18 protein-coding genes are annotated in these 23,849 nt (G+C 56.8%); 4 read left to right on the plus strand and 14 right to left on the minus strand.

Going from position 1 to position 23,849, the window contains the following annotated elements; genetic code table 11:
• The first annotated feature begins 37 nt into the window (after positions 1–37).
• Both accD and ATO67_RS07335 read left to right on the plus strand, forming a co-directional pair.
• The gene (accD, locus tag ATO67_RS07330; RefSeq protein WP_067646131.1) at positions 38–931 is read left to right on the plus strand and encodes an acetyl-CoA carboxylase, carboxyltransferase subunit beta; all 894 of its coding nucleotides are present in this window, start codon (positions 38–40) and stop codon (positions 929–931) included.
• A gap of 40 nt (positions 932–971) precedes the next feature.
• Positions 972–2,315: a bifunctional folylpolyglutamate synthase/dihydrofolate synthase gene (locus ATO67_RS07335; RefSeq protein ID WP_067646295.1), complete on the plus strand. Its 1,344-nt coding sequence runs from the start codon at positions 972–974 to the stop codon at positions 2,313–2,315.
• 148 nt (positions 2,316–2,463) lie between these two features.
• On the opposite strand, the gene trxA is transcribed toward ATO67_RS07335, so the two are convergent.
• The 12 genes from trxA to chvI all read right to left on the minus strand — a co-directional run bounded on the left by trxA (position 2,464) and on the right by chvI (position 20,019).
• Positions 2,464–2,784 carry a thioredoxin gene (gene trxA, locus ATO67_RS07340; protein ID WP_067646133.1) on the minus strand — a complete coding sequence of 107 codons (321 nt, stop codon included), beginning with the start codon at positions 2,782–2,784 and terminating at the stop codon, positions 2,464–2,466.
• A 90-nt stretch (positions 2,785–2,874) separates the two neighbouring features.
• Positions 2,875–6,432 (minus strand): double-strand break repair helicase AddA, encoded by a 3,558-nt coding sequence (gene addA, locus ATO67_RS07345; protein ID WP_067646298.1) that lies wholly within the window; start codon positions 6,430–6,432, stop codon positions 2,875–2,877.
• Entirely contained in the window at positions 6,422–9,598 is a 3,177-nt protein-coding gene (gene addB, locus ATO67_RS07350) for a double-strand break repair protein AddB (RefSeq protein WP_067646135.1), read from the minus strand. The genes addA and addB overlap by 11 nt, the downstream gene beginning before the upstream one ends.
• 25 nt (positions 9,599–9,623) lie before the next feature.
• Positions 9,624–10,343: a nucleotidyltransferase family protein gene (locus ATO67_RS07355; RefSeq protein WP_067646137.1), complete on the minus strand. Its 720-nt coding sequence runs from the start codon at positions 10,341–10,343 to the stop codon at positions 9,624–9,626.
• A 10-nt stretch (positions 10,344–10,353) separates the two neighbouring features.
• Positions 10,354–11,868, minus strand: a complete 1,515-nt coding sequence (gene tsaE / locus ATO67_RS07360) for a tRNA (adenosine(37)-N6)-threonylcarbamoyltransferase complex ATPase subunit type 1 TsaE (RefSeq protein WP_067646139.1) — start codon at positions 11,866–11,868, stop codon at positions 10,354–10,356.
• Positions 11,865–14,300, minus strand: coding sequence for a sensor histidine kinase (locus tag ATO67_RS07365; RefSeq protein WP_245303916.1), 2,436 nt, complete (start codon positions 14,298–14,300; stop codon positions 11,865–11,867). The genes tsaE and ATO67_RS07365 overlap by 4 nt, the downstream gene beginning before the upstream one ends.
• Before the next feature lie 352 nt (positions 14,301–14,652).
• The gene (ahcY, locus tag ATO67_RS07370; RefSeq protein ID WP_067646145.1) at positions 14,653–16,053 is read right to left on the minus strand and encodes an adenosylhomocysteinase; all 1,401 of its coding nucleotides are present in this window, start codon (positions 16,051–16,053) and stop codon (positions 14,653–14,655) included.
• 126 nt (positions 16,054–16,179) lie between these two features.
• On the minus strand, positions 16,180–16,455 hold the full coding sequence (locus ATO67_RS07375; RefSeq protein WP_067646147.1) for an HPr family phosphocarrier protein: 276 nt from the start codon (positions 16,453–16,455) through the stop codon (positions 16,180–16,182).
• 14 nt (positions 16,456–16,469) lie between these two features.
• Entirely contained in the window at positions 16,470–16,871 is a 402-nt protein-coding gene (locus tag ATO67_RS07380) for a PTS sugar transporter subunit IIA (RefSeq protein ID WP_067646150.1), read from the minus strand.
• A 125-nt stretch (positions 16,872–16,996) separates the two neighbouring features.
• Positions 16,997–17,461, minus strand: a complete 465-nt coding sequence (locus ATO67_RS07385) for an HPr kinase/phosphorylase (protein ID WP_067646152.1) — start codon at positions 17,459–17,461, stop codon at positions 16,997–16,999.
• Complete coding sequence (locus ATO67_RS07390) at positions 17,451–19,229, minus strand: stimulus-sensing domain-containing protein (protein ID WP_425352189.1); 1,779 nt, start codon at positions 19,227–19,229, stop codon at positions 17,451–17,453. Before ATO67_RS07390 ends, ATO67_RS07385 begins: the two co-directional genes overlap by 11 nt.
• Positions 19,230–19,293: 64 nt before the next feature.
• Positions 19,294–20,019 carry a two-component system response regulator ChvI gene (gene chvI, locus ATO67_RS07395; RefSeq protein WP_103587306.1) on the minus strand — a complete coding sequence of 242 codons (726 nt, stop codon included), beginning with the start codon at positions 20,017–20,019 and terminating at the stop codon, positions 19,294–19,296.
• A gap of 336 nt (positions 20,020–20,355) precedes the next feature.
• Between chvI and ATO67_RS07400 the strand changes: the two genes are divergently transcribed.
• On the plus strand, positions 20,356–21,966 hold the full coding sequence (locus tag ATO67_RS07400) for a phosphoenolpyruvate carboxykinase (RefSeq protein ID WP_067646158.1): 1,611 nt from the start codon (positions 20,356–20,358) through the stop codon (positions 21,964–21,966).
• A 109-nt stretch (positions 21,967–22,075) separates the two neighbouring features.
• Positions 22,076–22,510 (plus strand): alternative ribosome rescue aminoacyl-tRNA hydrolase ArfB, encoded by a 435-nt coding sequence (gene arfB, locus ATO67_RS07405; protein ID WP_067646301.1) that lies wholly within the window; start codon positions 22,076–22,078, stop codon positions 22,508–22,510.
• Between the two features lie 3 nt (positions 22,511–22,513).
• On the opposite strand, the gene coaA is transcribed toward arfB, so the two are convergent.
• A complete protein-coding gene (gene coaA, locus ATO67_RS07410) occupies positions 22,514–23,482 on the minus strand; it encodes a type I pantothenate kinase (RefSeq protein ID WP_106404924.1) in 969 nt (322 codons plus the stop codon).
• 29 nt (positions 23,483–23,511) lie between these two features.
• Complete coding sequence (locus ATO67_RS07415) at positions 23,512–23,835, minus strand: phosphoribosyl-ATP diphosphatase (protein WP_067646162.1); 324 nt, start codon at positions 23,833–23,835, stop codon at positions 23,512–23,514.
• Positions 23,836–23,849: the final 14 nt, after the last annotated feature.

A 23,849-nucleotide genomic window follows, 5' to 3' on the forward strand; every position in this document is an offset into this window, starting at 1 on the left:
GTCTTCGGTTCAGCGCAGATAGTCAGGAGTATTAGACGTGAACTGGATCACCAATTACGTACGGCCTCGGATCAACTCCATGCTTGGCCGCCGCGAGACGCCGGAAAATCTTTGGATCAAATGCCCAGAGACAGGCGAGATGGTCTTCCATAAGGACCTCGAAGAAAACAAGTGGGTCATTCCGGCCTCCGGTTTTCACATGAAGATGCCAGCGAAAGCGCGTCTTGAAGACCTGTTCGATGGCGGTGTTTACGAAGCGCTACCGCAGCCGAAGGTCGCTCAGGACCCTTTGAAGTTTCGCGATTCCAAAAAATATTCTGATCGTCTGCGCGACAGCCGTGTGAAGACCGAACAGGAGGACACGATTCTTTCCGGTGTCGGCAAGCTCAAGGGCTTGAAGATCGTGGCCATTGTGCACGAGTTCCAGTTCATGGGCGGCTCGCTGGGTATCGCTGCCGGTGAAGCTATCGTGAAAGCGTTTGAGCGCGCTATCTCCGAGCGTTGCCCCGTCGTGATGTTCCCCGCTTCCGGTGGTGCACGTATGCAGGAAGGAATTTTGTCGTTGATGCAGCTGCCGCGCACCACGGTTGCCGTCAACATGCTCAAAGAAGCGGGCATGCCCTATATTGTTGTCCTGACCAACCCGACAACGGGTGGTGTCACTGCATCTTACGCCATGCTGGGTGATGTGCATATTGCCGAGCCCGGTGCTGAAATCTGCTTTGCTGGCAAACGCGTCATCGAACAGACGATCCGCGAAAAGCTGCCTGAGGGTTTCCAGACATCGGAGTATCTGCTGGATCACGGAATGGTCGACATGGTCGTGGATCGGCGCGAAATTCCCGACACGCTGGCTAGCCTGTTCAAGATCATGACCAAGACACCAGCCGATAGGTCGACGGAAATCCTGCCGCTGGCGGCTTCCGCCTGACGTCTATAGAGACTGGGCTCCGGAGGGGCCGATGACGGATATGACGACGCCTGCGCAAAGCGAGGCAGAACGGATCATCGAAAAGCTTTTGGGCCTTCATCCCAAAGGCTTCGATCTGTCACTCGACAGGATCACCATTCTCCTCGAAAAGCTTGGCAATCCGCACAAAAGATTGCCACCCATCATCCATGTTGCTGGCACCAACGGCAAAGGCTCGGTTACAGCCTTCAGCCGCGCGCTTCTGGAGGCCGCAGGTCTGAGCGTGCACGTCCACACCTCTCCCCATCTCGTCAATTGGTATGAGCGCTACCGACTCGGCATTCGCGGCGAAAAGGGCCGCTATGTCGAAGATGAGGTTCTGGCCGATGCGCTGGAACGTGTTGCTTCTGCCAATGGCGGCCAGATGATCACCGTCTTCGAAATCCTGACAGCCGTTACCTTCGTTCTGTTTGCGGAACATCCAGCCGATGCTGCTATCATCGAGGTTGGCCTTGGCGGCCGTTTCGACGCCACCAACGTCATCACCAACCCGGCGGTTTCGATCATCATGCCGATCTCGCTCGATCATCAGGCCTATCTGGGCGACAGCGTCGAGCTGATTGCTGCCGAAAAGGCCGGGATCATGAAATCGGGATCGCCCGTCGTCATCGGTCATCAGGAATATGACGCAGCGCTCGATGTGCTGGTCGATACCGCAGAACGTTTGAAGTGTCCGACCGCAGTCTACGGGCAGGATTATTCCTCCCATGAAGAGTTTGGGCGCATGGTCTATCAGGATGAGTTTAGCCTGGTAGATGCACCACTGCCGCGCCTTCCTGGCCGCCATCAACTCGCCAACGCTGCCGCCGCCATCCGCGCCGTCAAGGCGGCTGGCTTCGAAGTGACGAACAAGATGATCGAAACGGCGATGGCCTCAGTCGAATGGCCGGGCCGCCTTCAACGGATCAAGACTGGCCATATTGTTGATCTCGCACCTGCCGGTTCGGAAATCTGGATCGATGGCGGCCATAATCCTGGTGCTGGCGAAGTGATTGCCGAAGCTATGGCAGGCTTTGAAGAAAAGCAGTCGCGTCCGCTGTTTCTCGTTTCGGGCATGATCAATACCAAGGATCAGGTCGGTTATTTCAAGGCCTTCGCCGATATCGCTCAATATGTTTTTACGGTGCCTATCCACGGCACGGATGCAGCAATCGATCCAGTGGTGCTGGCGCACGCAGTGTTCGATGCCGGGTTGGTCGCCGCGCCGACATCCTCGATTGAGGAAGCGCTGGAAGAGCTGAAAAAGCGCATTGTACCCGGAAAACCAGCGCCGCGGATTTTGATTGGTGGCTCGTTGTATCTGGCAGGCAATGCGCTGGCATTAAACGGCACGGTTCCGACGTAAAAGCCCGCGGACATCGGCTTTGAGAATTGAGCCGCCAGATCCCCATCGTCATCCTCGGGTCAAGCCTGAGATGACGTCGAGGGTGGGGATAATCCAACAAAAAAGCCCGGCGATAACCGGGCTTCTCTGATTTCAGGTCAACGCTCAATCAAGCAGCACTGGAAATCCATGCTGAAAGAGCGGTCTTTGGCGCTGCTCCAACCTTGATGTCCGCCACTTCACCGCCCTTGAACATGGCGAGCGTGGGGATGGAGCGAACGCCGAACTGCGCTGCAAGCTCCGGATTTTCATCAATGTTCAGCTTCACGACCTTGACCTTGCCAGCGAGCTCGGTGGCGATTTCTTCAAGGCTGGGGGCAATCATCTTGCACGGACCACACCATTCAGCCCAGAAATCGACAACGACGGGCTCTACGGAATCCAGAACTTCGGCCTGGAAGTTTGACGTATCGACTTTCACGGTAGCCATGGTTGGCTCTCCTTTCGATGACTTGATTGTCAGTGATTTCGGTTGATAGACAAGTGATGCCGGTGGGCAGCAATTTCAATGTCCGGTATCTCACTTTGTCTCGATTGCGGCAAGGGCGGCGGCAAGCGCATCGTCGCTGAGCGTCACAAATGAAGCGTTTTCCGTGTAGACCAGAGCGCATGTAAAGGTCTTGCCTGGATAAAGCGGCGCCAGAATGCTCTTGTAAATGGCAAGCTGTGCCTTGTGCGCCAGAGATATGTCGGCATCTTTCTCCGGCGGCACGCGGTTGGTTTTGTAATCGACCAGAATGACCCGGTCGCCTTCCACCGCCAGCCGGTCGATCCGACCGGAGACCGCGTAATCCTTCGTGCCCAACCGCAAGGTTCCCATGATGGAGATTTCCGCGCGACTATTGTTGGAAAAAGCAGATTTGAGCGCGGGTGCTGACAGAACGTTAAGCGTCGAGCGAATCAGATTTTCGCGGTCCGTCTCCGGCCAGAACCGGGCGGCGCGTTCCGCATACCGGCGGGCAGCATCGTCGCGCTGTTCCAAGGGGTATTCCGGCAATGTCTGCAGCATCCGGTGCACCAGCTTGCCGCGTTGCAAGGCAAGGCCGGATGAGACCTCCTGTTTGGCAAATAGCGGTGAAGTGACCAGCAGGTCCTCGGATCCGTCATCGATGATCGTTCCGGCACCGGAAGGGCTGAGCGGACGCGGCAGAGCTGGTGGTGGAGCCAAAGGCTGCATCAGCGAAAGTGGCAGCACCTCCCGAACGGGAAGGGGCAGCGGTTCGGTTTTGGTGATTGCCTTGGCGTCTCGGCTGGTCGAGTGCCACAAGAGACCATCCCAGTCTTCGCCGCCTGCGGAAAAACCTTGGCGTTTGCAGCGGGTTTCATCCGCCGCCAGCGAACGCGCAATCATCGCATGCCAGCAATCGAGATTTTCCCGGGGGCCCCGATAGCCACAGACGATCAAGTGATCGGCAGCACGCGTCATCGCCACGTAGAGAAGACGGCGATATTCCTGCTCAGCCGAAAGCTTGAGTCGGTCCTCATCTTTCGACACCAGCGCATTGTCAAAACCTTTGCCCGGCAACCAGATGGGTAGCGAAGCATCATGGGTTTCGATGAAACGCAGTTTCGGCAGATGGCTGTGGATGAAAGCCTTCGAGCCGCCGTCGACCAGAAAAACAACGGGCGCTTCAAGACCCTTGGAGGCATGCACCGTCATGATGCGGACTTCGCCGCGTTCCTTGTCCTGTTCGCGCTTGATTTCAGGCGCGTCGGTTTCCATCACGGAAATAAAGGATTGCAGGCCCGGAAGGCCGGTCCTTTCATGATCGAGCGCGAAGGACAGAAATTCGTCCATAACGTCGCTGGCTTCATTGCCCAGCCGTCCGAGGAATTTTGCTCGACCTTCATGCAGGGTCAGCACGGCAGCAAAGAAGTCATGGATCGTCTGCGTTTTTGACAGTTCGATGAAGTGTAGAAGTTGGGCCACGGAAACCGTGAAATGGCTCCCTTCCGGCTGTTCTGATACCGCTCGCAAATACTGCCAGACGCTGGTATCCGGCGGGCGTTTGGCGGCGATCTCGAAGATGTCTTCTTCTGAGTGATTGAACAGCGGGCTTTTCAGCAGTGCCGATAGCGACAGGTCGTCCTGCGGCAACAGCACGAAGCGGCCAAGCGCCAGCAAATCCTGAATGGCGATGTGGTCGGTCAGCCGCAGGCGGTCCGCACCGGCAACGGGAATGTTCTTTCGCTGTTTTAGCTCGCGGGTCAGCGCGTTGACGAAGGCGTGGCGCTTTCTGACCAGAACCAGAATATCACCCGCCTCGATAGTGCGTTCCACGCCCTTTTCCACCACCGTTTCCTTGCCGATCATCTCAGCGATTCGCGCTGCGATGCGGCGCGCGACGATGGCGGGCGGGGCGCTTTCGCGCAGCGCATCGAAGGGTGCCGTCCAGTCCTCTTCATTTTCCACCGGCTCGGCGGCAATCATGTCCCACAGTTCAACGGTACCTGCCTGTCCTTGGCGGTTGGAGCGGTGCTCGACGGGCTCCTTCTCGGCGCTCAACCCCTCCGCATGTTCTGGCAGGGAAAAGACCTGATCGACGGCGGCAAGAACATCGTCTGTGGAGCGGAAGGACAGGGGTAGACGGACGGAATGGAATGTCTGTTCCACCGCGGTGACGCGCCGCTGCGTTTCCCGGCTTTCCTGCGAAAAGCGTTCCGGCCGCGCGCCCTGGAAGGAGTAGATCGACTGTTTCTCGTCACCTACGGCGAATACTGTGCGCCGCCCCTCACGCGCCGTGTGACCATGGAAGAAATCAGCCGCCAGCGACTGGATGATGGACCACTGCACAGGGCTGGTGTCCTGCGCTTCGTCCACCAGAATGTGATCGATACCCTGATCCAGCTTGTAGTGAACCCAGGCTCCGGCCGTATCGCGATTCAAAAGCGTCGCAGCGCGCTCTATCAGATCCTCGAAATCCAGCTGGCTGCGCTGTTTCTTTAAATCCTCGAAATCACCGATCAACCGTTCTGCGAGAGTCAGCGCATGTCTGGTCGCTTCCAGCATGCGGATGGTGCGGTATCGATCTCGGCAGGCGACGACATGGGCACGAGCCGCTGTCAGGTTGTCCAGCAGGGTGGGTGCAGACTTTTGCATGGCCTTGTTGATAACGTAAGCGTCGGACTTCGGCGCGCCTTGCGAGGTCAAAAGAGCAGCTTCAATGAATTCGACGCGCTTGAAAACATCTGTCGTACGTGCGGCTTCACGAAGGGCGTAGGCGACATCGATGACACGCGATCCGCCGATTTCGTCGCTCAGGGTTAGGTAGGTTTCCATCGACAGGCCGGAAAGACCGGGCAGGGGCCAATAGGCCGCCGCTGCCGTTTCTTCTGTTTCCTCCGCGCCAACCCCTGCCTTGGCCCGCAGCGCGGCATCGACTCCACCGCTCTGGCGTGCCTGTTGAAGAAAGCCGTTTAGCGCGTTGCGGTTGGAAACGATGGCGCCGAGCAGCGCCTCCAGCCCGGTCTCATCGGCGATATCGAGAACGTAAGCCAGCGCGTGCGCCAGCGGCTGATCTGCCTCCATGGAGACGGCGGTCAACAGCGTGCGGCGCGCTTCTGCCAACAGCGCGCTTGCGGCACGATCATCCAGTACCGAGAAATGCCCGGCGACATTCGCTTCCAGCGGAAACTGGTGCAGCAGCGCTTCGCAAAAGGCGTGAATGGTCTGAATTTTCAGGCCACCCGGCGTTTCCAGCGCCTTGGCAAACAGCCGCCGTGCTTCCTTCAGCTTAATGAGATCGGGAACACGGCCTTCGATGGCGGTGATGCGATCACTGAGATCGGCGTTGGAGAGTGTAGCCCAGTCGGCGAGACGGTCGAACACACGGCTCGACATCTCCGATGCCGCCGCCTTGGTGTAGGTCAAGCAAAGGATCGCGGATGGGCGGCATCCGGCCAGAAGCAGGCGGATCACCCGCTGCGTCAGAACGTGAGTCTTGCCAGACCCGGCATTGGCCGACACCCAGGCGGAGCTGGTGGGGTCTGACGCGCGGGTCTGCTGCGCGCTCGTCCAGTCGATCCAGCTTTTCGGATCGTCCTGCTCAGGGCCGTGATCGATGATGTCATTCAGCATCGCCATCTCCCGGTTCTGCCGTCGACCATTCGGAGACACGGGCAAGGTGGTCATATTCGCCGCCATAGGCCTGCTGCTCTTCGGGAATCAGCCGCGAAACGAAGCCGTTTTTGCCTTCGCGCAGCGAAATCAAGAACTTGGCAAGTTGGTCGAGGGAATCACTCGCCAGCTCCACTGCCGATTTCGGCGCGGTTTTGGCTGTTGCCTTGGTGTGTTCGTTGTTGATCGTATCCGTGCCAAAGCGCTCGCCTGGGCGCAGGCGCACATAGATCAAATCCTCCGGTGTCGGAGAGCCCGTATCGCGGAAGGCACCGCGCATCAGCGCCGCCGCTTCCAGCGCCAATTGCGGATCAAGCAGCGAACGCGCCTGTTTGACGGAAGGCGAAAGTCCGGTCTTGTAATCGATGATATCGGCCTTGCCGGATGTCTTGATGTCGATGCGGTCGGCGACGCCGGTCAGGCGAATGCCCGCTTCCGGAATTTCCTGCCCGGCCCTCGCCTCTATGTGGCTGCGCTTGACCAGTGCGCGACGATCTTTTTCCCATTTCAGAAACTCGCGCGCGACAGCTTCGAAGCGAGGCCGCCAGACCACATCGATATGCGGTGGCAGGTTTTCCGCATCGAAACAGGCATGCAGCACCCTGGACATTGCCTCTTCGGCAGCGGGCGTACCGGGCACATGTTCTTCGCGGGAATAGGTTTCCATGATGCGGTGATAGAGTGTTCCACGGTCGGCAGCACCCGGATCACGGTTGAATTCATCCAGCGGATCAAGCTTCAGGATGCGTCGCGCATAGATGGAATAGGGATCGCGCCGCAGCCTTCCAACTTCACTGAAGGAATAGGATTTTGGTTGCAGCTCTGCCGGCGGTGTAGGTGCAGGACGCTTGGCGGCTTGCTGGCTATCGCCTTCATCCAGCATGGTAGCCCAATGGCGGTAGGCCGTGCCACGTGCCTTCAATGTCTCGGTAAACTCTTCCCCGCCCAGCGCCAGAAGCCGTTGCAGCCAGCGTGAGGCGACGGCGGGGGTGGAGCCCTGGCGCAGAGCGCGGGTGTAGAAAATATGTCGCGTGCCATTCGCCATCTCGAAATCATGCGCCAATTGGCCGATGCGTCGTTCCGGTGGCTCGAGCCCGATGGCGGTTTTCATGTTACGGGACAGGAAAGGATTGTTGGCTGTCTGGCCGGGCCATATGCCCTCGTTCAAGCCGCCGATGATGACGGTATCGACGCTTTGAAGACGGGCTTCCAGCGCACCAAAAATGAAGACACGAGGGTGGCGCATGGCGCGAGGCTTGATCGATTCGCCAGCAATCAGCGCCGTCATGATGTCGATCCATTGCGGACCGTTGGCTTCCAGCACGCTGCCGCACTCCATCAACTCCGAAAGAAGACCGGACAGTTTTTCGCCCGCCTCATGCGACCAGAGATTGGCCAGATCACCTTTTTCATCGATGCATATGGCTTCGATCACCCGCCCTGTTCGCTCTGCCCAGTCGGCCAGCGTAAGCCGCGCCGTTAAACGGCCACTGATGGGGTCTTTGCGGACAAAAGCCGCATCCAGCGGTTCGATGGCCCTCTTGATCTGACGGGCCAAATCGGCAGCGACGATGGCAGTGCCCTCAGTCAGAGATTTCCGCCATTGCGGCGGATGCCTGTCGTCGGTCTGGAGGGCGATTTGCTGTTGCAGAAGGGTTTCCAACGTGTCGAGCGTCGTTTCTGTGCGACCACCGCGTAACGCCAGCAGTTCCAGGCCGGCAACGGCCTGGCCCACGTCTGCTTCGCCAAGACCGAAGCGGGCGAGGGGGTGTTTGAGCAGAGACATGACCGCAACGGGATCACCGGGACGCAAGATGGCTTCGAGCGCCAGCATCAACAGACCAGCCTGCTGCGTGGCTGACAGCGGCGTACCAGCGGAATCGTCGGCCTCGATGCCGAAGCGGGCAAGCTCTGTCGCGACGCGGCGCGCAAGCCCACGGTCCGGGGTAATCAGTGCCGCCTGTGATTGGCCGCCTATGCCGGGCTTTTCGAGCGCCAGGCGAAGGGCAATGGCGATGGCCGTTGCCTCTTCGCGTTCATTGGCGGCTTCTATGATAGACGCGGTGGCGAAGGCCTCATCGAAAAATGCATCGCTTTTTTCGGAGCGCCATTCATTCCACTCGCTGGTTGCCTTGGCCGGGGCAAGGGCCGTGGAAAAGATCGCGGCACGGTTTTGCAGGTCGGCGTCCAGCACACCGATCTGCTCGGCCTCGTTACGCGATACGCCGAGCTTTTGCAGCAGGATGAACAGGCCATATTGCGAATGCGTGCGGCTGGACGGATCGTCAGGGCTTTCATTGATCGACTGCCACTGGTCCTCGGGCATGTCTATGTCTAGGCCCGGCAGAACGACGGTTCCCTGAGGCAGGGCCGCGACTGATACAATCAGGTCCGCCGCTGCCGGGATGGAGCCGGTGGAGCCAGCAACGATGATGGGATCGTCCGATCCGATCTTTGTCAACCGCTCGGCTTCCGCGCGTAAAATGGCGTTGCGGTGCCGCCCGGCTGAGGATTTGTTGAGTTCTTCTAGCCGTGCGGGCCAGAAGACGCTGGCAATTTTCAGGAAATCGGCGGTCAATTGCCACCATTGCGCATGGTCGGCGGTGTTGAGCTTGGAGAGCGCATCCCAATCCCGATCTTCCGTGTCCATGGCGTCGATGACTTCGCCCAGCGAGCGTGCCAGCCAGATGGCATCGGCCGGGCTTGCGGGGGCGACCAGCGGCGAATCGGAATGAACGGCGCGGATCGCATCCGGCAGGCTGTTGCGCCAGGCAAGGATCAGGCGTGCAAGTTCGACCAGTCGCGCCGTGCTGGAAATGGGTGGCGCGAGATCGATGGTTGCGGGCGTTTCGACATCGAAGAAGCCGCTATCGTCATCGGTCTCGCCCAAGGGACGGATGATGGGCAGAATGGCCGACTGGCCGCCGAGCAGATCCACGAATTCCGAACGCAGTACACGCGCCGAACGGCGGGTGGGAACGTAGATAGTGACCTTGGCCAGCGACAGCGGATCAGCGGCATCGTAACGAAAGCCGGGTGTCAGCCTGCCATCGCATAGTGCTGCTGCCAGCGTTCTGAGGAAAGGCGTTCCGGGGGCGATGGTTAGAATACGCTTGGCGTGCGCCAATGGGTCATCTCACTATTCGGTTGCTTTAGAGGGCTGCGATGGTTCGTTCCGCATCTTCTATAGCATCCGGCGTGCCGACAGTAATCCATTGACCGGAAAGTGACAGGCCAAAAAGCCTGTTTCCGATAATGGCACGGTCGAAATAGATGTTGAGATTGAAGGCATCTGTAGGCGCGTCTTCCAGGAGCCGCGTATCCATGGCGATAGCACCGGCATAAACCACCGGACGCGGCTCACCTTCGTTGTAGCGAGTCAATTTCCCATCATCGGCGAGGTTGAAATCCTTTTTGCCGTTATGGCCAGTCGTCCGGTCCATGTCGACGCAGAGCAGCGCCATGTCCATGGTCTCAGGGTCGAAAAAATGTGCAAGCCTCTGCAGATTAGTGTTTTCATCAGGCGTTTCGCCAACCCAGAACAGGTCGGCATTCATCACGATAACGGGCCCAGGTTCCAGCTGTTTCAAGCCCTTGGCCAGTCCGCCACCGGAATTCATCAACTGTTCCCGTTCGTCCGAGATCAGGATTTTAACGTCTTTACGCGTCTCAAGATGATCGACCATCTTGTCGGCATGATGGTGCACATTGATGACGATAGTTTCGACCCCGGCCTCAACAAGCACATCAATGACGTAATCGATCATCGGCCGCCCGGCGATCTTGACCAGAGGTTTGGGAATCGTATCGGTAATCGGCCGCATTCGGGTACCCAGACCCGCCGCCAGCACCATCGCTTGTCTGATCGTCATGGGAGACACTTCACTCTTTGTGGATATCGATGCCTGCACGCTCGAACCAATAACGCAGGATGTCGAGATCGGGATGTTCCAGCGCTGAGCCCAGATAGGCGAATGTGCGTGGCATGTGTTTCATATAATGCGGCTTGCCGTCCCGCTTCATCAACCGCACCCAGATTCCCGCCAGCTTGCAATTGCGCTGGGCTGCCATGATCGCGAAAGCTCTCAGGAAGGATGCTTCATTGAAAGCAGGGTTGTTGCGCCTGATGCCGAGATAGTGCGCCATCAACCGCGCCTGCATATCAGGTGAAATCGTAACCCGCGCATCCTGAATGATGGACGCCAGATCGTAAGCCTTCGGCCCTATCATAGCATCCTGAAAGTCGATGATCCCAACTCGGTCAGTGCCGGTTTTCTCGGGTTGCCAGATTATGTTGGGCGAATGAAAATCTCGCAGCAAAAGCCCGGTTTCCGCATTATCGAGCTTTTCGATTAACTGGTCCCATACGGCAAAGAAGCCCTGCCTCTCACTGTTATCGATTTCTGCGTCATGAATATACGGCAGGTACCAATCCAAAAGCAGCGATGTCTCGATCTTCATCGCATCCGCGTCGAAGCGCGGCACTTGATAGGTCGTGCCATTCGTGAGAGTGATATCGCCAGAAGCGTAGGCATCATGCAACGCTGCGAGACAAGCGACGCTTGCCAGATAGCGCTCCTCAATTGGATTGCCCTCGGCATCCAACACCCCATCGCGACCCATATCCTCCAGAAGCAGAATGCCGCGCTCCAGATCCTGCGCTAGGATGGCGGGTACGGAAAAGCCGTTGGCTGAGAGGTAGTTGTCGATTGCAACGAAGGGGGTGACCTCGCGGGCGAGATGCACGATTTCGGCGTAGGTCTTGCCATCCTTGATGACTGGCCCTTTTGGGGGCGGCTGCCAATCCATCAGCAGGGATTGGCCCTTGATGTCGCTTACCAGCTCATAGGTGCGATAGGCGGCATCGCCGCTGAAATACTGACGGGAGGCGTTCTGTTTGCCGTTTTGATCAAGAAAATCGCGGATCGCAAGTACTCGCTCAAACCGCGCTCTTTGCCTCGGCGGTGCATCGATGGTCGCCACACGTCCTTCGCTCTGGTGGGTCAGGCGCAGCGTGATCGTGCTGTCATTGGGCAATACATTTGCCGCCATCTCCGGCCATTCGATCAGGCAAACGCCATCGGTCAGCATCTCGTCAATGCCGAGTTCATCCAGTTCGGAGGCATCAGACAAGCGATAGAGATCGAGATGCGCGACGGGAAACCGGAGATCGTAGGACTGGACGATGGTGAAGGTCGGACTGGGTACCTCGAGATATTGATCACCGGCAATTGCACGGATCAGCGCGCGCGCCAGCGTTGACTTCCCGGCACCGAGATCGCCGATCAGCGCAATGCAATCGCCGGGCTGTACGGTCAGCGCCAACTCCTCGCCAAGCCGGATCGTCTCGGCTTCATCGGCGAGGAAAATGGAAATAGGCGGAACCGTCTCGTTCATTCTGCGGCGATGGAATGCGGATGTGAGCCGGATGGAATGCGGCAACTGACCACGGTGCCTTCACCGGGGCGGCTGTCGATGGTGACATTACCGCTGTGGAGACTGACAAAACTTTCAACGATGGAAAGGCCAAGGCCAGCGCCAGTGCGGCGTCCGCCATTGCCACGTGTCGAGAAGCGGTCGAAGACGGTTTTTAGCATGTCTTCCGGGATACCTGGTCCTTGGTCTGCCACTGAGAAAACGAAGTCGCCTTCGCTGCGCTGGCACGTCAGCGTAATAGCCGATCCCTCGGGTGCAAAGTTTGCGGCATTGGTCAAAAGCTTGATGAGAATCTGCTTCAGACGCTGATGGTCGGCAACGATTGCACCCAAATGCGCAGGGGCGATGATCTCCAGCAGAACACCGCTTTCCTGCAAGCGATCCGTTATCTGCACCGACACATCGGCCAGAAGTTCGTTCAGATCGTTTTCGGTATAGTTGAGATGCATGATGCCTGCGTCAACAGTCGCCAAGTCAAGAATGTCGTTCACAATTGTCAGCAGTACGGATGAAGACGTGGAGATGTGATCGAGATATTCCGCCTGACGGTCACTGAGATCACCGATGGCGGGCGTTTTCAGGAGATCCGTAAAGCCAATGATATTGGTCAAAGGCGACCGGAGTTCGTAGGACACGTGCTGGACGAAGTCGTTCTTAAGCTCGTCGGCCTTGCGCAGCGCTTCGTTCTTTTCCTTCAGTGCCCGTTCTGCACGCACGCTGTCTGTCATGTTGACGAAGGTCAGCATGGTTTGAGAATCCGGCAAAGGAATAATCGCGTAATCCAGCACGAGGCCTGACAAAAGTTCGAGCGTGCCCTGTTTCGACAGGCGTTCATCATCGAAACTCGTGATGAACTGGCTGAAAGCGCGCCAGCCATCCGGCTTTTCATAGGATTGCGAGCAGGCTTCTTCTATGGAGCGAATATGCTTACCAGCCTCGGCTTCTTCGCCGGTGATGGCCCACAGCGCGCGGAAGGCGGGGTTCGACAGGCGGATGCGTCCGTCTGCACCAAACACGGCTACACCTTCGGAAAGATGGTCGATGGTTTCACCCTGAACCTTAACCAGCGTGTTGTAGCGCATTTGCAGGTCGACCTGCTCGGTCAGGTTTTCAAAGACCCAGGTTGCGCCGCCCTGCGGATGCGCTGTTGCGATTACACGCAGCGTCTGTCCGTTCGGCAAATGCCAGAGATCTGTTTTCGTATCGAGGGAACGGTAGACAGCGAGAGCCGTCTCTTTCCAGCTCTTCCAGTTCAACTGTTCCGGCAGTTTGCCATCGGAGCGCAGGCGGTCCAGAAGCTCGGAATTATCCGGTTTGGATTCCAGCAGAACAAGATCGACACCCCAGAGACTGACGAAGGCCTGATTGTAGAATTGCAGGCGCTGTCGGCCATCGAAGATCGCGACCGGTGTTGCCAGATGATCCAGTGTCTCGGCGTGGCTTTTAAGGGTGCGTTTCAACTCTTCACGCACGGTTTCGGCTTCCGTCGTGTCGATGGCTATGCCCGCGGAACCGCCCGGCGTTTTTATATCGACAACATCGAAAAAGGTTCTGTTGCCGGAAACGACGGTGGAGATGCGGTCATGATAGGGTGATTCAGGTGTGGCGCTCGCGCGAATTTTCTGGCGTGTGACAGTGTTCAGCAACTCGCGCTGTTCGCTGACGGCCTCATGTGGGTTGCGGGCGTCCACGCCCTGTGCATACGCGTGGTTCACCCATGTCAGTGCACCATCGGAATTGCGTCGCCAGACGGGCTGCTCAATACTGTCGAGAAGATCCTGGAATGTCGAGATCGACGATACCAACCGCTCACGCTCGACTTTAAGATTGGCAAGCTCTGCACGCAGATTATTGAGCGCCACAAAACGGGCAAATGCCTTGCCGCCGGACACGCGACCTTGAACCTCTATCACCTCGCCGCGCTGCGTCTCGACGGTCAGGTCGAAACTCTGCGCGTGGCTGCGCAGTTTTTCAATGGCTTTTTCAAGCGGAGCAGCGGACGCCGGCCGAAGCCAGCGACCGAAGGCCAGAAAATCGTGATCGGCCTGTGGTACCCCAGTTTCTGGTGGTAGTTGACCTATGAATTCCGCTCTTTGGCTCGAGCTTTCCCAGATCACGATACGGCGCGACTTATCCGCAATCAGTGCTTCGTATTTCGAAATCTTTGCATTGGCTTCGGAGAGCGCCGCTTTGAATTCGTTGGTCTCAGCTTCGATGTTTCCACGTTGGCGAACAAGCCAGACGATGGAAAATAGCGTCGCTGAAACGACACCGATAAACAATGAATAGGTTATGGTTTCTGAGGACGAGAACAGGCGTTCTCCAGTCTGCAAAACCGTGTTTTGCTGTGCTTGCGCAACTGTCGCAAAGCCGCTCAAGACAGTTCCCGTCATCAGGACGGAAAGTGTCTTCGCTCTTTTGCGAATAACGCTCACTGACCCCGCAAGCGAGGCTTTCAAGCGACTACGCACCGGCGCATCCAAGCTGCCCGGCTCATGGTGGTTTTTCGCCCGCTTTTGCGCGCGTGAATCGTCTACCGTCATCCCCGGTCTGTCTCCGTCCTATGTGCCGCATTCTCGACAAGACATCCCATTTCCGCACGCTATGCCCGCGCACGAATCAAGTCTTGTGACAATACCGCCTTCGGAAACCCCCGTGAAGGGAGGGTGCAAAAAGATATGGCGGACTTTGTCAAGCCCGCCATATCCATATCTAGTACATTAATTGTGGATATTAACCATAAAATCAATATCTGTAGTGTTCAGCCTTAAATGGACCTGTCTTGGACACGCCAATATAATCTGCCTGAAGATCAGAAAGTTCTGTCAGCTTCACGCCCAGCTTCTCAAGATGCAGACGCGCAACCTTCTCATCCAGGTGCTTTGGCAGCACGTAGACGTCGTTCTTGTACTCGCCCTGCTTCGTGAACAACTCGATCTGGCCCAGAACCTGGTTGGTAAAGGACGCAGACATCACGAAGGATGGGTGACCCGTAGCATTGCCGAGGTTGAGCAAACGGCCTTCCGACAGAAGGATCATGCGGTTGCCCTTGGCGAACTCGATGAGGTCTACCTGCGGCTTGACGTTGGTCCACTTCAGGTTCTTGAGAGCAGCAACCTGAATTTCGTTGTCGAAGTGGCCGATGTTACCAACGATGGCCATGTCCTTCATCTCGCGCATATGCTCGATGCGAATGACGTCCTTGTTGCCGGTGGTGGTGATAAAGATGTCAGCCGAGGCGACGACGTCTTCCAGACGAACGACTTCAAAACCGTCCATGGCAGCCTGCAGCGCGCAGATCGGATCGATTTCCGTGACCTTGACGCGAGCGCCAGCGCCCTGAAGCGAAGCAGCAGAACCCTTGCCAACATCGCCGTAACCGCAGACGACGGCAACCTTGCCTGCCATCATCACGTCGGTGGCACGACGAATGCCGTCAACCAGCGATTCCTTGCAGCCATACTTGTTGTCGAACTTCGACTTGGTCACGCTGTCATTGACGTTGATCGCAGGGAAAGGCAGCAGACCCTTCTTGCTGAGGTCGTAGAGGCGGTGAACGCCTGTCGTGGTTTCTTCGGTCACACCCTTGATGGCATCGCGCTGCTTGGTGAACCAGCCCGGAGAGGCGGCAAGGCGCTTCTTGATCTGGGCGATGAGGATTTCTTCTTCCTCGGAATCAGGCTTGGACAGAACGTCTTCGCCAGCTTCCGCGCGCGCGCCGAGCAGAATGTACATGGTGGCATCGCCGCCATCGTCTAGGATCATGTTGGAGAAGCCGCCATCGGTCCACTGGAAAATCTTGTCGGTATATTCCCAATATTCGGTGAGGCTTTCACCTTTGACTGCGAACACCGGAATACCGGTTTCGGCAATGGCCGCTGCCGCATGGTCCTGGGTGGAGAAAATGTTGCAAGATGCCCAGCGAATGTCAGCGCCCAGTTCCTTCAGCGTCTCGATGAGAACAGCTGTCTGGATGGTCATGTGCAAGGAGCCGGAGATCCGTGCACCCTTCAAAGGCTTGGTCTGGCCGAATTCTTCGCGGCAGGACATAAGGCCCGGCATTTCGGTTTCGGCGATGTCGAGTTCCTTGCGGCCGTAGGCGGCCAGGTTGATATCGGCAACGATGTAATCTTTTTCAGCACTCATAAGTATCTCCTGCTCAAAGGTGGCAGGGACGAACCGCTGCCTTAAAGATAGCTGCGGTTTATCAGGCTGGGATCAATCTGGCAATAATGATATAAAGAAGTCTTTATGTCTTTATATGCGTGGTTATCAAACCTCTTCGCCGAAACGGTCTGCAACTAGCGCTTCAAGTGCTGACAATGCCTCTTGCGCCTGATTGCCGCTGGCTTCGACAACGACAGTGCAGCCTGGGCTGGCAGCCAGCATCATCAGGCCCATAATGGAAGTGCCACCAACGGTCATGCCATCTTTGGAGACAGTGATTTCTGCGTCGAAACCATCAACCATCTGCACGAATTTCGCAGACGCTCGGGCATGAAGGCCGCGCTTGTTGACAATCAGCAATTCCCGCGAAAGAGGCGACATTCAAATGAACTTTTTTACTTGCCGCTGAGAACGCGGCTGGCGACATTGATGTATTTTCTGCCAGCATCCGAGGCCTCCTGCAAGGCCTTCTCCATGTTATCTTCGGTGCGAATGCCCGCAAGTTTGATCAGCATGGGTAGATTGACGCCTGCGATGACCTCGACATTGCCATTATGCATGACGGAAATGGCCAGATTGGAAGGCGTACCACCAAACATATCGGTCAGAATAATGACGCCATTGCCGTCATCGGCGCGGTCTACGGCATCGAGAATATCCTGCCGACGTTGATCCATGTCATCTTCGGGACCGATACAAACTGTCTCGATCAATTTCTGAGGACCGACCACATGCTCTACCGCGTGTCGGAATTCCTCAGCCAGCTTGCCATGGGTGACAAGCACTAGTCCGATCATTAAATGCTCCCTTTCGCACGCACCTTGATTGCCGACTATCGCAATGCCGCAATCATGTCTATCGGTGGGGGCACATCTTGATGAGGAAAATACGAAGCGCAAGCCCCAAATTGCCGGTTTTCCATTCACATTCCCTTGGTTATGAAAAGATTCTGAGCAAGTGCAGCAAATTTTCCATAGGGCATGATGCTGTCGCGCGGAATATGCAGTAAGGGCAGATGGGCACCGCCGACAAACTCCATCATTTCATTTTCAGGCGGCAGACGGGGGCTTTCCGGGTGTAGGGCAGATGTGATGGCATAATGCATCTGCGCTTTTGCCACGCTGTCCATGGAAATAATGCCGCTGCCGCGCAGTTCCAAAAGTCCCGCAATCGGCTCGGGTCGTTCCGCAATCACGATCCCGTCGCGGATCGTGATAAAGACCTGATCATCCGCCAAGAGAACTGCTGACAGGCCACAGCGCTGAGCCTCTGTCAGAAAACTGAATGCAAGCTCGCTTTTTCCGCTGCCGGATGGGCCGACAAAGAGGAGGCCTGTCTGCCCGACTACGATCGCGGTCGCGTGAATATTGGTTCGCTCAGCGCTCATTGGCTTGCGCAAGTGGAAGCGACAGGCTGAAACGTGCACCGCAGATGACGCCATATTTGTCGATGATGTTTTCGGCCTTCAAAGTCCCGTTATGCGCTTCTGCAATCTGTCGGCTGATGGAAAGGCCGAGCCCGGAATTCTGGCCAAAACCTTCGGCGGAAGGGCGGTCGGTATAGAAACGTTCGAAAATTCGATCGATGTCTTCGGCCTGAATGCCGGGGCCATTGTCTTCAACGCGCACGATGCAGCGATCTTTCTGCCTCAACAGATGTACGAAAATCCGGCCATTATCGCTGTCGACGAAGGAGCGGGCGTTTTCGATGAGGTTGGTCACGATCTGGCCGATGCGAAGATCATGGCCGTTGACGATGTAGCTGACCTTGGTGCCTGGCTTATGATCGACGGTCAAATCGATCGTGACCTTCTTTTTCTTGGCGCTGATCTGGCGGGATATCTCGACCAGATTGCCGAGCAGCACTTCCAGATCGACGGGCGAAGCATCGGCACGGGCGAGTTCGGCATCAAGGCGCGAGGCATCCGAGATATCGCTAATGAGACGGTCCAGACGGCGCACATCATGAAAGATGATTTCAGTCAGGCGCTGTTTGGATTCCTCGGTTTTGGCCCGAGGCAGGGTTTCGACGGCGCTTCGCAAGGATGTCAGCGGGTTTTTAAGCTCGTGGCTAACGTCTGCAGCAAAACTTTCGATCGCGTCGATGCGATCATAGAGCGCGTTGGTCATCTCGCGGAGAGCGATGGAAAGGTTGCCGATTTCATCCTGTCGCGCCGAAAAATCCGGGATTTCCTCACGTGCTTTCGCACCGCGTCGCACGCGGATCGCTGCCGCCGACAGGCGTCTCAGCGGCGTTGCTATCGTGGAGGAAAGCAACAGCGACAGAACAATATTGACGAGGGTAGCAATGCCGAAAACGCGCATGATGGCGAGACGCTCGGCATGCACGATCTTATCGATATCACCAGCCTGCGTGGATAGAAGCAACACGCCTAACACCGCACGGAAGCGCTGCACAGGAACGGCAACGGAAACGATCAGTTCGCCTTTTTCCGTAACGCGCACCACGGCACCGCGAACACCGGTTAGGGCGTTCATCACTTCCGGGTAGATGGAGCCATCGCCGCCCGGCGTTTCTTTGTAGAGCGGCAAGCTGCTGGGTTGGAGCATGCGATTGAAGACACTGGCGAACCACTCGCTCCATGTCTGCGTTTCCTGCACGACGGGCGGCAGATCGTAGCGCAAAACCTGGCCGCGTGAATAAAGGTGGCGCGAATCCAGCAACAAGTTGGCATCCGCATCGAAAAGACGGGCACGGGTGCGGGTTGGTGAAATCAACCGCCGAAGGACGGGTGCTACACGCTCGGGATTGATCGGAAAGCTCAGGTCTTCATCGTTGGGCACAGGCGTGATGCTCTGACCCGCCTGCAATTCCAGCAGCTTTTCAGGGTTGATGGTGATGGAATTGGTGTCGACAGATGCAGAGGCCGAAATCGCGCCTGCGATAATTTCTCCCTGTGTCAGAAGGCTTTCGACACGCGCATCGATCAGGCCTTCGCGGAACTGATTGAGATAGAGAATACCACCGACGAGAACCACGGTCGCCGCGACGTTGAAAAATAGGATACGCCGGGTGAGGCTGGAAAACACGGCATTGCCGAAAATACGCCGGACAATCGTCAGCGGATGAATACGATGCCGTCGACCGCTTTCACGGTCGTCGGCATCGGTATGATCCGATACGCTGTCCTGCATTTTGTTCAGCAACGTCGTCCCTCAGCGCCGCTATATCGCGGCGTCATTTCATGGCTGCCGTATCTCAGGCTGCTTCGCGAAAGCGATATCCCACACCGTACAGTGTTTCAATCATGTCGAAGTCGTTATCGACCAGTTTGAACTTCTTGCGCAGGCGCTTAATATGGCTGTCGATGGTCCGGTCATCAACATAGACCTGCTCGTCATAGGCCGCGTCCATCAGTGCATCACGGCTTTTGACCACACCGGGGCGCTGGGCCAACGAATGCAGGATGAGGAATTCGGTCACGGTCAAGGTGACGGGCTCGCCCTTCCAGGTACAGGTGTGGCGTTCCTGGTCCATGGCCAGTTGGCCGCGCTCCAGGGTACGGGCCTGTTGGTCTGCTGTTGGCTTCAGCGGGCTTGCACCCGGCACGGCGGCGTCACGGCTGCTGGCGCGACGAAGGATCGCCTTGACGCGCTCGACCAGAAGACGCTGCGAGAAGGGTTTAGTGATGAAGTCGTCCGCGCCCATTTTAAGGCCGAACAGCTCATCGATTTCCTCGTCCTTCGAGGTGAGGAAGATCACCGGCAGGTCGGACTTCTGGCGCAGGCGGCGCAGCAGCTCCATTCCATCCATACGCGGCATCTTGATATCAAAAATCGCCAGTTGAGGTGGACGTGCAACCAACCCGTCGAGGGCAGACGCACCATCAGTATATGTTTCGACCTTGTAACCTTCTGCTTCAAGCGCGATCGAGACCGACGTCAAAATATTCCGGTCATCATCCACAAGCGCAATTGTCTGCATAATATTGGTCTCCAGCGTCATTCATCAATACTCCCGACATGCACCCCAGCCAAAGGTTGCGCCGTGAGCCTTTCTCATGAGTATAAAGGTGGAACAAATTGTGGCAAAGGAAAAGAGTGGCTTTCTTGGCTGTCCGGCAGCAGTAAATTCTGCAGAGGCAGACATTGCCGGATTCAACAGGGAACTAAACCGATTTAAAATGGAATAAAATCTTTTAAATCGATTAATATATTGAAATTATTGATTATTTTTAAAGTCGGACTTGTCTTTTGTTTTAACCGGGATTAATTTCCGTGAAAATTTCAACGGCTTTGTTTAACGAAAAGGAACGCGCCCGTGGAGGAACTTGGAGTACATAATCCTGAAAATGGACTGTCGGCACTCGGTCTGACTGGCGTTTCCGCGGTTCACTACAATCTCATAGAGAGCGAATTGTACGAACACGCGATCCGCAACGGTGAGGCAGACGTGACTGCTGACGGAGCATTGCGTGCGGTCACCGGCCAGCACACGGGTCGTTCTCCAAAGGACAAGTTCGTTGTTCGCGATGCTTCGACAGAAGATAAAGTCTGGTGGGACAACAACAAGCCGCTTTCGCCTGAGCACTTCGACATTCTTCATAAGGATATGCTTGCCCACGCCGCTGGCAAGACGCTCTATGTGCAGGATCTTATCGGTGGTGCGGATGAGGGCAATGCGCTTCCAACCCGTGTCGTGACTGAACTTGCATGGCACGGCCTGTTCATTCGCAACCTGTTGATTCGTCCATCCCGCGAAAAGCTTGCATCCTTCAAACAAAAGCTCACGATCATTAATCTACCGAGCTTTAAAGCCGACCCTGCCCGCCACGGCGTTCGCACTGAGACAGTTATCGCGTGCGACCTGACCAAGGGCCTAGTTCTGATCGGCGGCACTTCCTATGCCGGTGAAAACAAGAAGTCTGTCTTCACCGTTCTCAACTACCTGCTGCCTGCCAAGGGTGTCATGCCCATGCATTGCTCGGCCAATGTCGGTCCTGATGGTGACGCTGCTGTGTTCTTCGGCTTGTCCGGAACCGGAAAGACGACGCTGTCTGCCGATCCATCGCGGACACTCATCGGCGATGACGAGCATGGCTGGGGCGAAGACGGTATCTTCAACTTCGAAGGTGGCTGCTATGCCAAGGCCATCAAGCTTTCGGCAGAAGCGGAGCCTGAGATTTATGCCGCCACTCGTCGCTTCGGCACAGTGCTGGAAAACGTCGTTCTCGATGAAAACCGCGTTCCGGATTTCAACGACACGTCGTTGACGGAAAACACCCGTAGCGCCTATCCGCTGCACTTTATTCCGAATGCATCCGATACTGGCCTCGCCGGTCATCCCAAGACGATCATCATGCTGACCGCCGATGCCTTCGGCGTGCTGCCGCCGATTGCCCGGTTGACGCCGGAACAGGCCATGTACCACTTCCTCTCCGGCTACACGGCAAAGGTTGCTGGCACGGAAAAGGGCGTGACTGAGCCGGAAGCGACATTCTCGACCTGCTTTGGTGCACCCTTTATGCCGCGCCATCCCGCCGAATACGGTAATCTGCTGCGTGACCTCATCGGCAAGCACGGCGTCGATTGCTGGCTGGTCAACACCGGCTGGACCGGTGGTGCCTACGGTATTGGCAAGCGCATGCCTATCAAGGCAACCCGCGCGCTTCTGAGTGCAGCGCTCACAGGGGAGCTGAAAAACGCACAGTTCCGCACGGATGTGAATTTCGGCTTTGCGGTCCCGACCGCGCTTGATGGTATCGACAGTGGCATTCTCGACCCGCGTTCGACCTGGGCTGATGGTGCAGCTTATGACGCCCAGGCTAAGAAGCTGGTTTCCATGTTCGTCACGAACTTCACCAAGTTCGAAGACCATGTCGACGGCAAGGTCCGTGATGCTGCTCCCGGTCTGTTGGTCGCTGCCGAATAAGAACTGAAAATGGATTCACGTGAAGCCCGGCCTTGCGCCGGGTTTTTCGTTTCTGCATGTGGTTTTCATCCGCACCGATCTGTGGCATCACCGCTGCCGGAGAACGAACATGGCCAGCGCCCCGCTATTTATCAGCAACCGAATCACGATCGCCGGATGGGAACTGACGGAACAATTCGTGCTGGCAGGTGGTCCCGGCGGGCAGAACGTCAACAAGGTGTCGACCGCCGTTCAACTGTTCTTCGATGTCGCCAATTCCCCGTCTCTGCCAGATCGCGTCAAAACGAACCTGCTTCAGCTTGGTGGCAGGCGGGTGTCGAAAGACGGCGTTTTGATGATCGAGGCCAATCGCTTTCGTACGCAAGAGCGTAACCGCGAAGACGCGCGAGAGCGGCTGAAAGAACTCGTCCTCAAGGCCGCGGAACCGCCGCCGCCAGTGCGCCGGGCGACGAAACCCACCAAGGGTTCGGTCGAGCGGCGTCTCAAAGCCAAATCCGGCCGTTCTGACGTCAAAAAGATGCGCAGCAGGCCCGATAAGGAATAGCCCTCAAAGCTTGCGAAGCGCCACCGTGTCGATCAGGTGGTTTTGTCCCTTGCGCAAGATCAGGTCGGCACGCGGGCGTGATGGCAAGATATTTTGCCGCAGATTCTTGAGATTGATGTTTTCCCAGAGCCCCTCGGCAATCGCCCGGGCTGCTTCTTCCGATATAGAGGCGTAGCGATTGAAGTAAGACGATGGATCGCGGAAGGCTGTTTGCCGCAGGTTCATGAAACGGTTGACGTACCAGTTATGGATCAGCGGTTCGTCGGCGTCGATGTAAATGGAAAAATCGAAGAAATCCGATACCATCGGCACGATCCGTCCACCCGCTGGCAAATCGCGCGATTGCAGGACGTTGATGCCCTCGAAAATCAGAATGTCTGGCCGGTCGATGGTGGTAAATTCGTTGGGAACCACGTCATAAGTCAGGTGCGAATAGCGGGGCGCCATCACATCCGGTTGCCCGGCCTTGATAGCTGAAAGAAACCTCAACAAAGAGCCGATGTCATAGCTTTCGGGAAAGCCCTTTCGCTCCATCAGACTTTCCCTCCGCAAGACCTCGTTGGGGTAGAGGAAACCATCTGTGGTGATGAGATCGACCTTGGGGCTGGATGGCCAGCGCGCCAGAAGTTCTTTCAGAATACGGGCAGTCGTTGATTTACCAACAGCGACCGATCCGGCAATGCCAATGACGAAGGGGGTCTTGTTAACACCTGCCATGTTGAGGAACTGGTTGCGCTGTTCGAACAGGACCTGCGACGCCTCGACATGGGTAGAGAGAAGGCGCGACAGCGACAGGTAGATGCGCTTGACCTCGTCCAAATCGATGGGGTCGTTCAGCGAACGCAATCGTTTCAACTCGTCAGCCGAAAGCGTCATCGGCGTATCGGCGCGGAATTTCGACCACTCTTCCGAACTGAAGAAATAATAGGGTGAATATTCGTCGGGGCGGAAATGATCGAGCGTGTTTGGCATGCTTTGTCCTCCCATGCGTGCCACGGTCGTCATTTAGCAGGCCTCGATTCCTTTTCCTGCAGGCCGGATTGGCGAGTGCGGCGCTCCAGTTCTGCGAGCACGTCGGAGAGTGGAATATCCGCGATCTTCAGAACCACCAGTAGGTGGTAAAGCAGATCGGCTGCCTCATCCGTCAGGTTCTTGCGATCATTGGATATGGCGGCGATGACGGCTTCCACCGCCTCTTCGCCCAGCTTCTTGGCCGCGCGGGGCTGGCCCGCCGCCACAAGCTTGGCCGTCCAGGATTGCTCGGACGAGGCGCTGGCACGTTCAGCGACGATGCGCTCCAGATCGGAAAGGGAAAAGCTGGTCATCTCTCGCTACCTTG

Origin of the sequence: Agrobacterium bohemicum (genome assembly GCF_001562555.1) — a bacterium.
GTDB lineage: Bacteria > Pseudomonadota > Alphaproteobacteria > Rhizobiales > Rhizobiaceae > Agrobacterium > Agrobacterium bohemicum.

Excerpts from the sequence above, each read along its gene's own strand:
- arfB (WP_067646301.1), top strand. The coding sequence starts at position 22,076 with ATGGCCAGCGCCCCGCTATTTATCAGCAACCGAATCACGATCGCCGGA.
- ATO67_RS07365 (WP_245303916.1), bottom strand. The coding sequence starts at position 14,300 with ATGACGGGAACTGTCTTGAGCGGCTTTGCGACAGTTGCGCAAGCACAG.
- coaA (WP_106404924.1), bottom strand. The coding sequence starts at position 23,482 with ATGCCAAACACGCTCGATCATTTCCGCCCCGACGAATATTCACCCTAT.
- chvI (WP_103587306.1), bottom strand. The coding sequence starts at position 20,019 with ATGCAGACAATTGCGCTTGTGGATGATGACCGGAATATTTTGACGTCG.
- trxA (WP_067646133.1), bottom strand. The coding sequence starts at position 2,784 with ATGGCTACCGTGAAAGTCGATACGTCAAACTTCCAGGCCGAAGTTCTG.
- ATO67_RS07415 (WP_067646162.1), bottom strand. The coding sequence starts at position 23,835 with ATGACCAGCTTTTCCCTTTCCGATCTGGAGCGCATCGTCGCTGAACGT.
- tsaE (WP_067646139.1), bottom strand. The coding sequence starts at position 11,868 with ATGAACGAGACGGTTCCGCCTATTTCCATTTTCCTCGCCGATGAAGCC.
- ATO67_RS07375 (WP_067646147.1), bottom strand. The coding sequence starts at position 16,455 with ATGTCGCCTCTTTCGCGGGAATTGCTGATTGTCAACAAGCGCGGCCTT.
- ATO67_RS07390 (WP_425352189.1), bottom strand. The coding sequence starts at position 19,229 with ATGCAGGACAGCGTATCGGATCATACCGATGCCGACGACCGTGAAAGC.
- addA (WP_067646298.1), bottom strand. The coding sequence starts at position 6,432 with ATGCTGAATGACATCATCGATCACGGCCCTGAGCAGGACGATCCGAAA.
- ATO67_RS07380 (WP_067646150.1), bottom strand. The coding sequence starts at position 16,871 with ATGATCGGACTAGTGCTTGTCACCCATGGCAAGCTGGCTGAGGAATTC.
- ahcY (WP_067646145.1), bottom strand. The coding sequence starts at position 16,053 with ATGAGTGCTGAAAAAGATTACATCGTTGCCGATATCAACCTGGCCGCC.
- ATO67_RS07385 (WP_067646152.1), bottom strand. The coding sequence starts at position 17,461 with ATGAGCGCTGAGCGAACCAATATTCACGCGACCGCGATCGTAGTCGGG.
- ATO67_RS07355 (WP_067646137.1), bottom strand. The coding sequence starts at position 10,343 with ATGACGATCAGACAAGCGATGGTGCTGGCGGCGGGTCTGGGTACCCGA.
- ATO67_RS07335 (WP_067646295.1), top strand. The coding sequence starts at position 972 with ATGACGACGCCTGCGCAAAGCGAGGCAGAACGGATCATCGAAAAGCTT.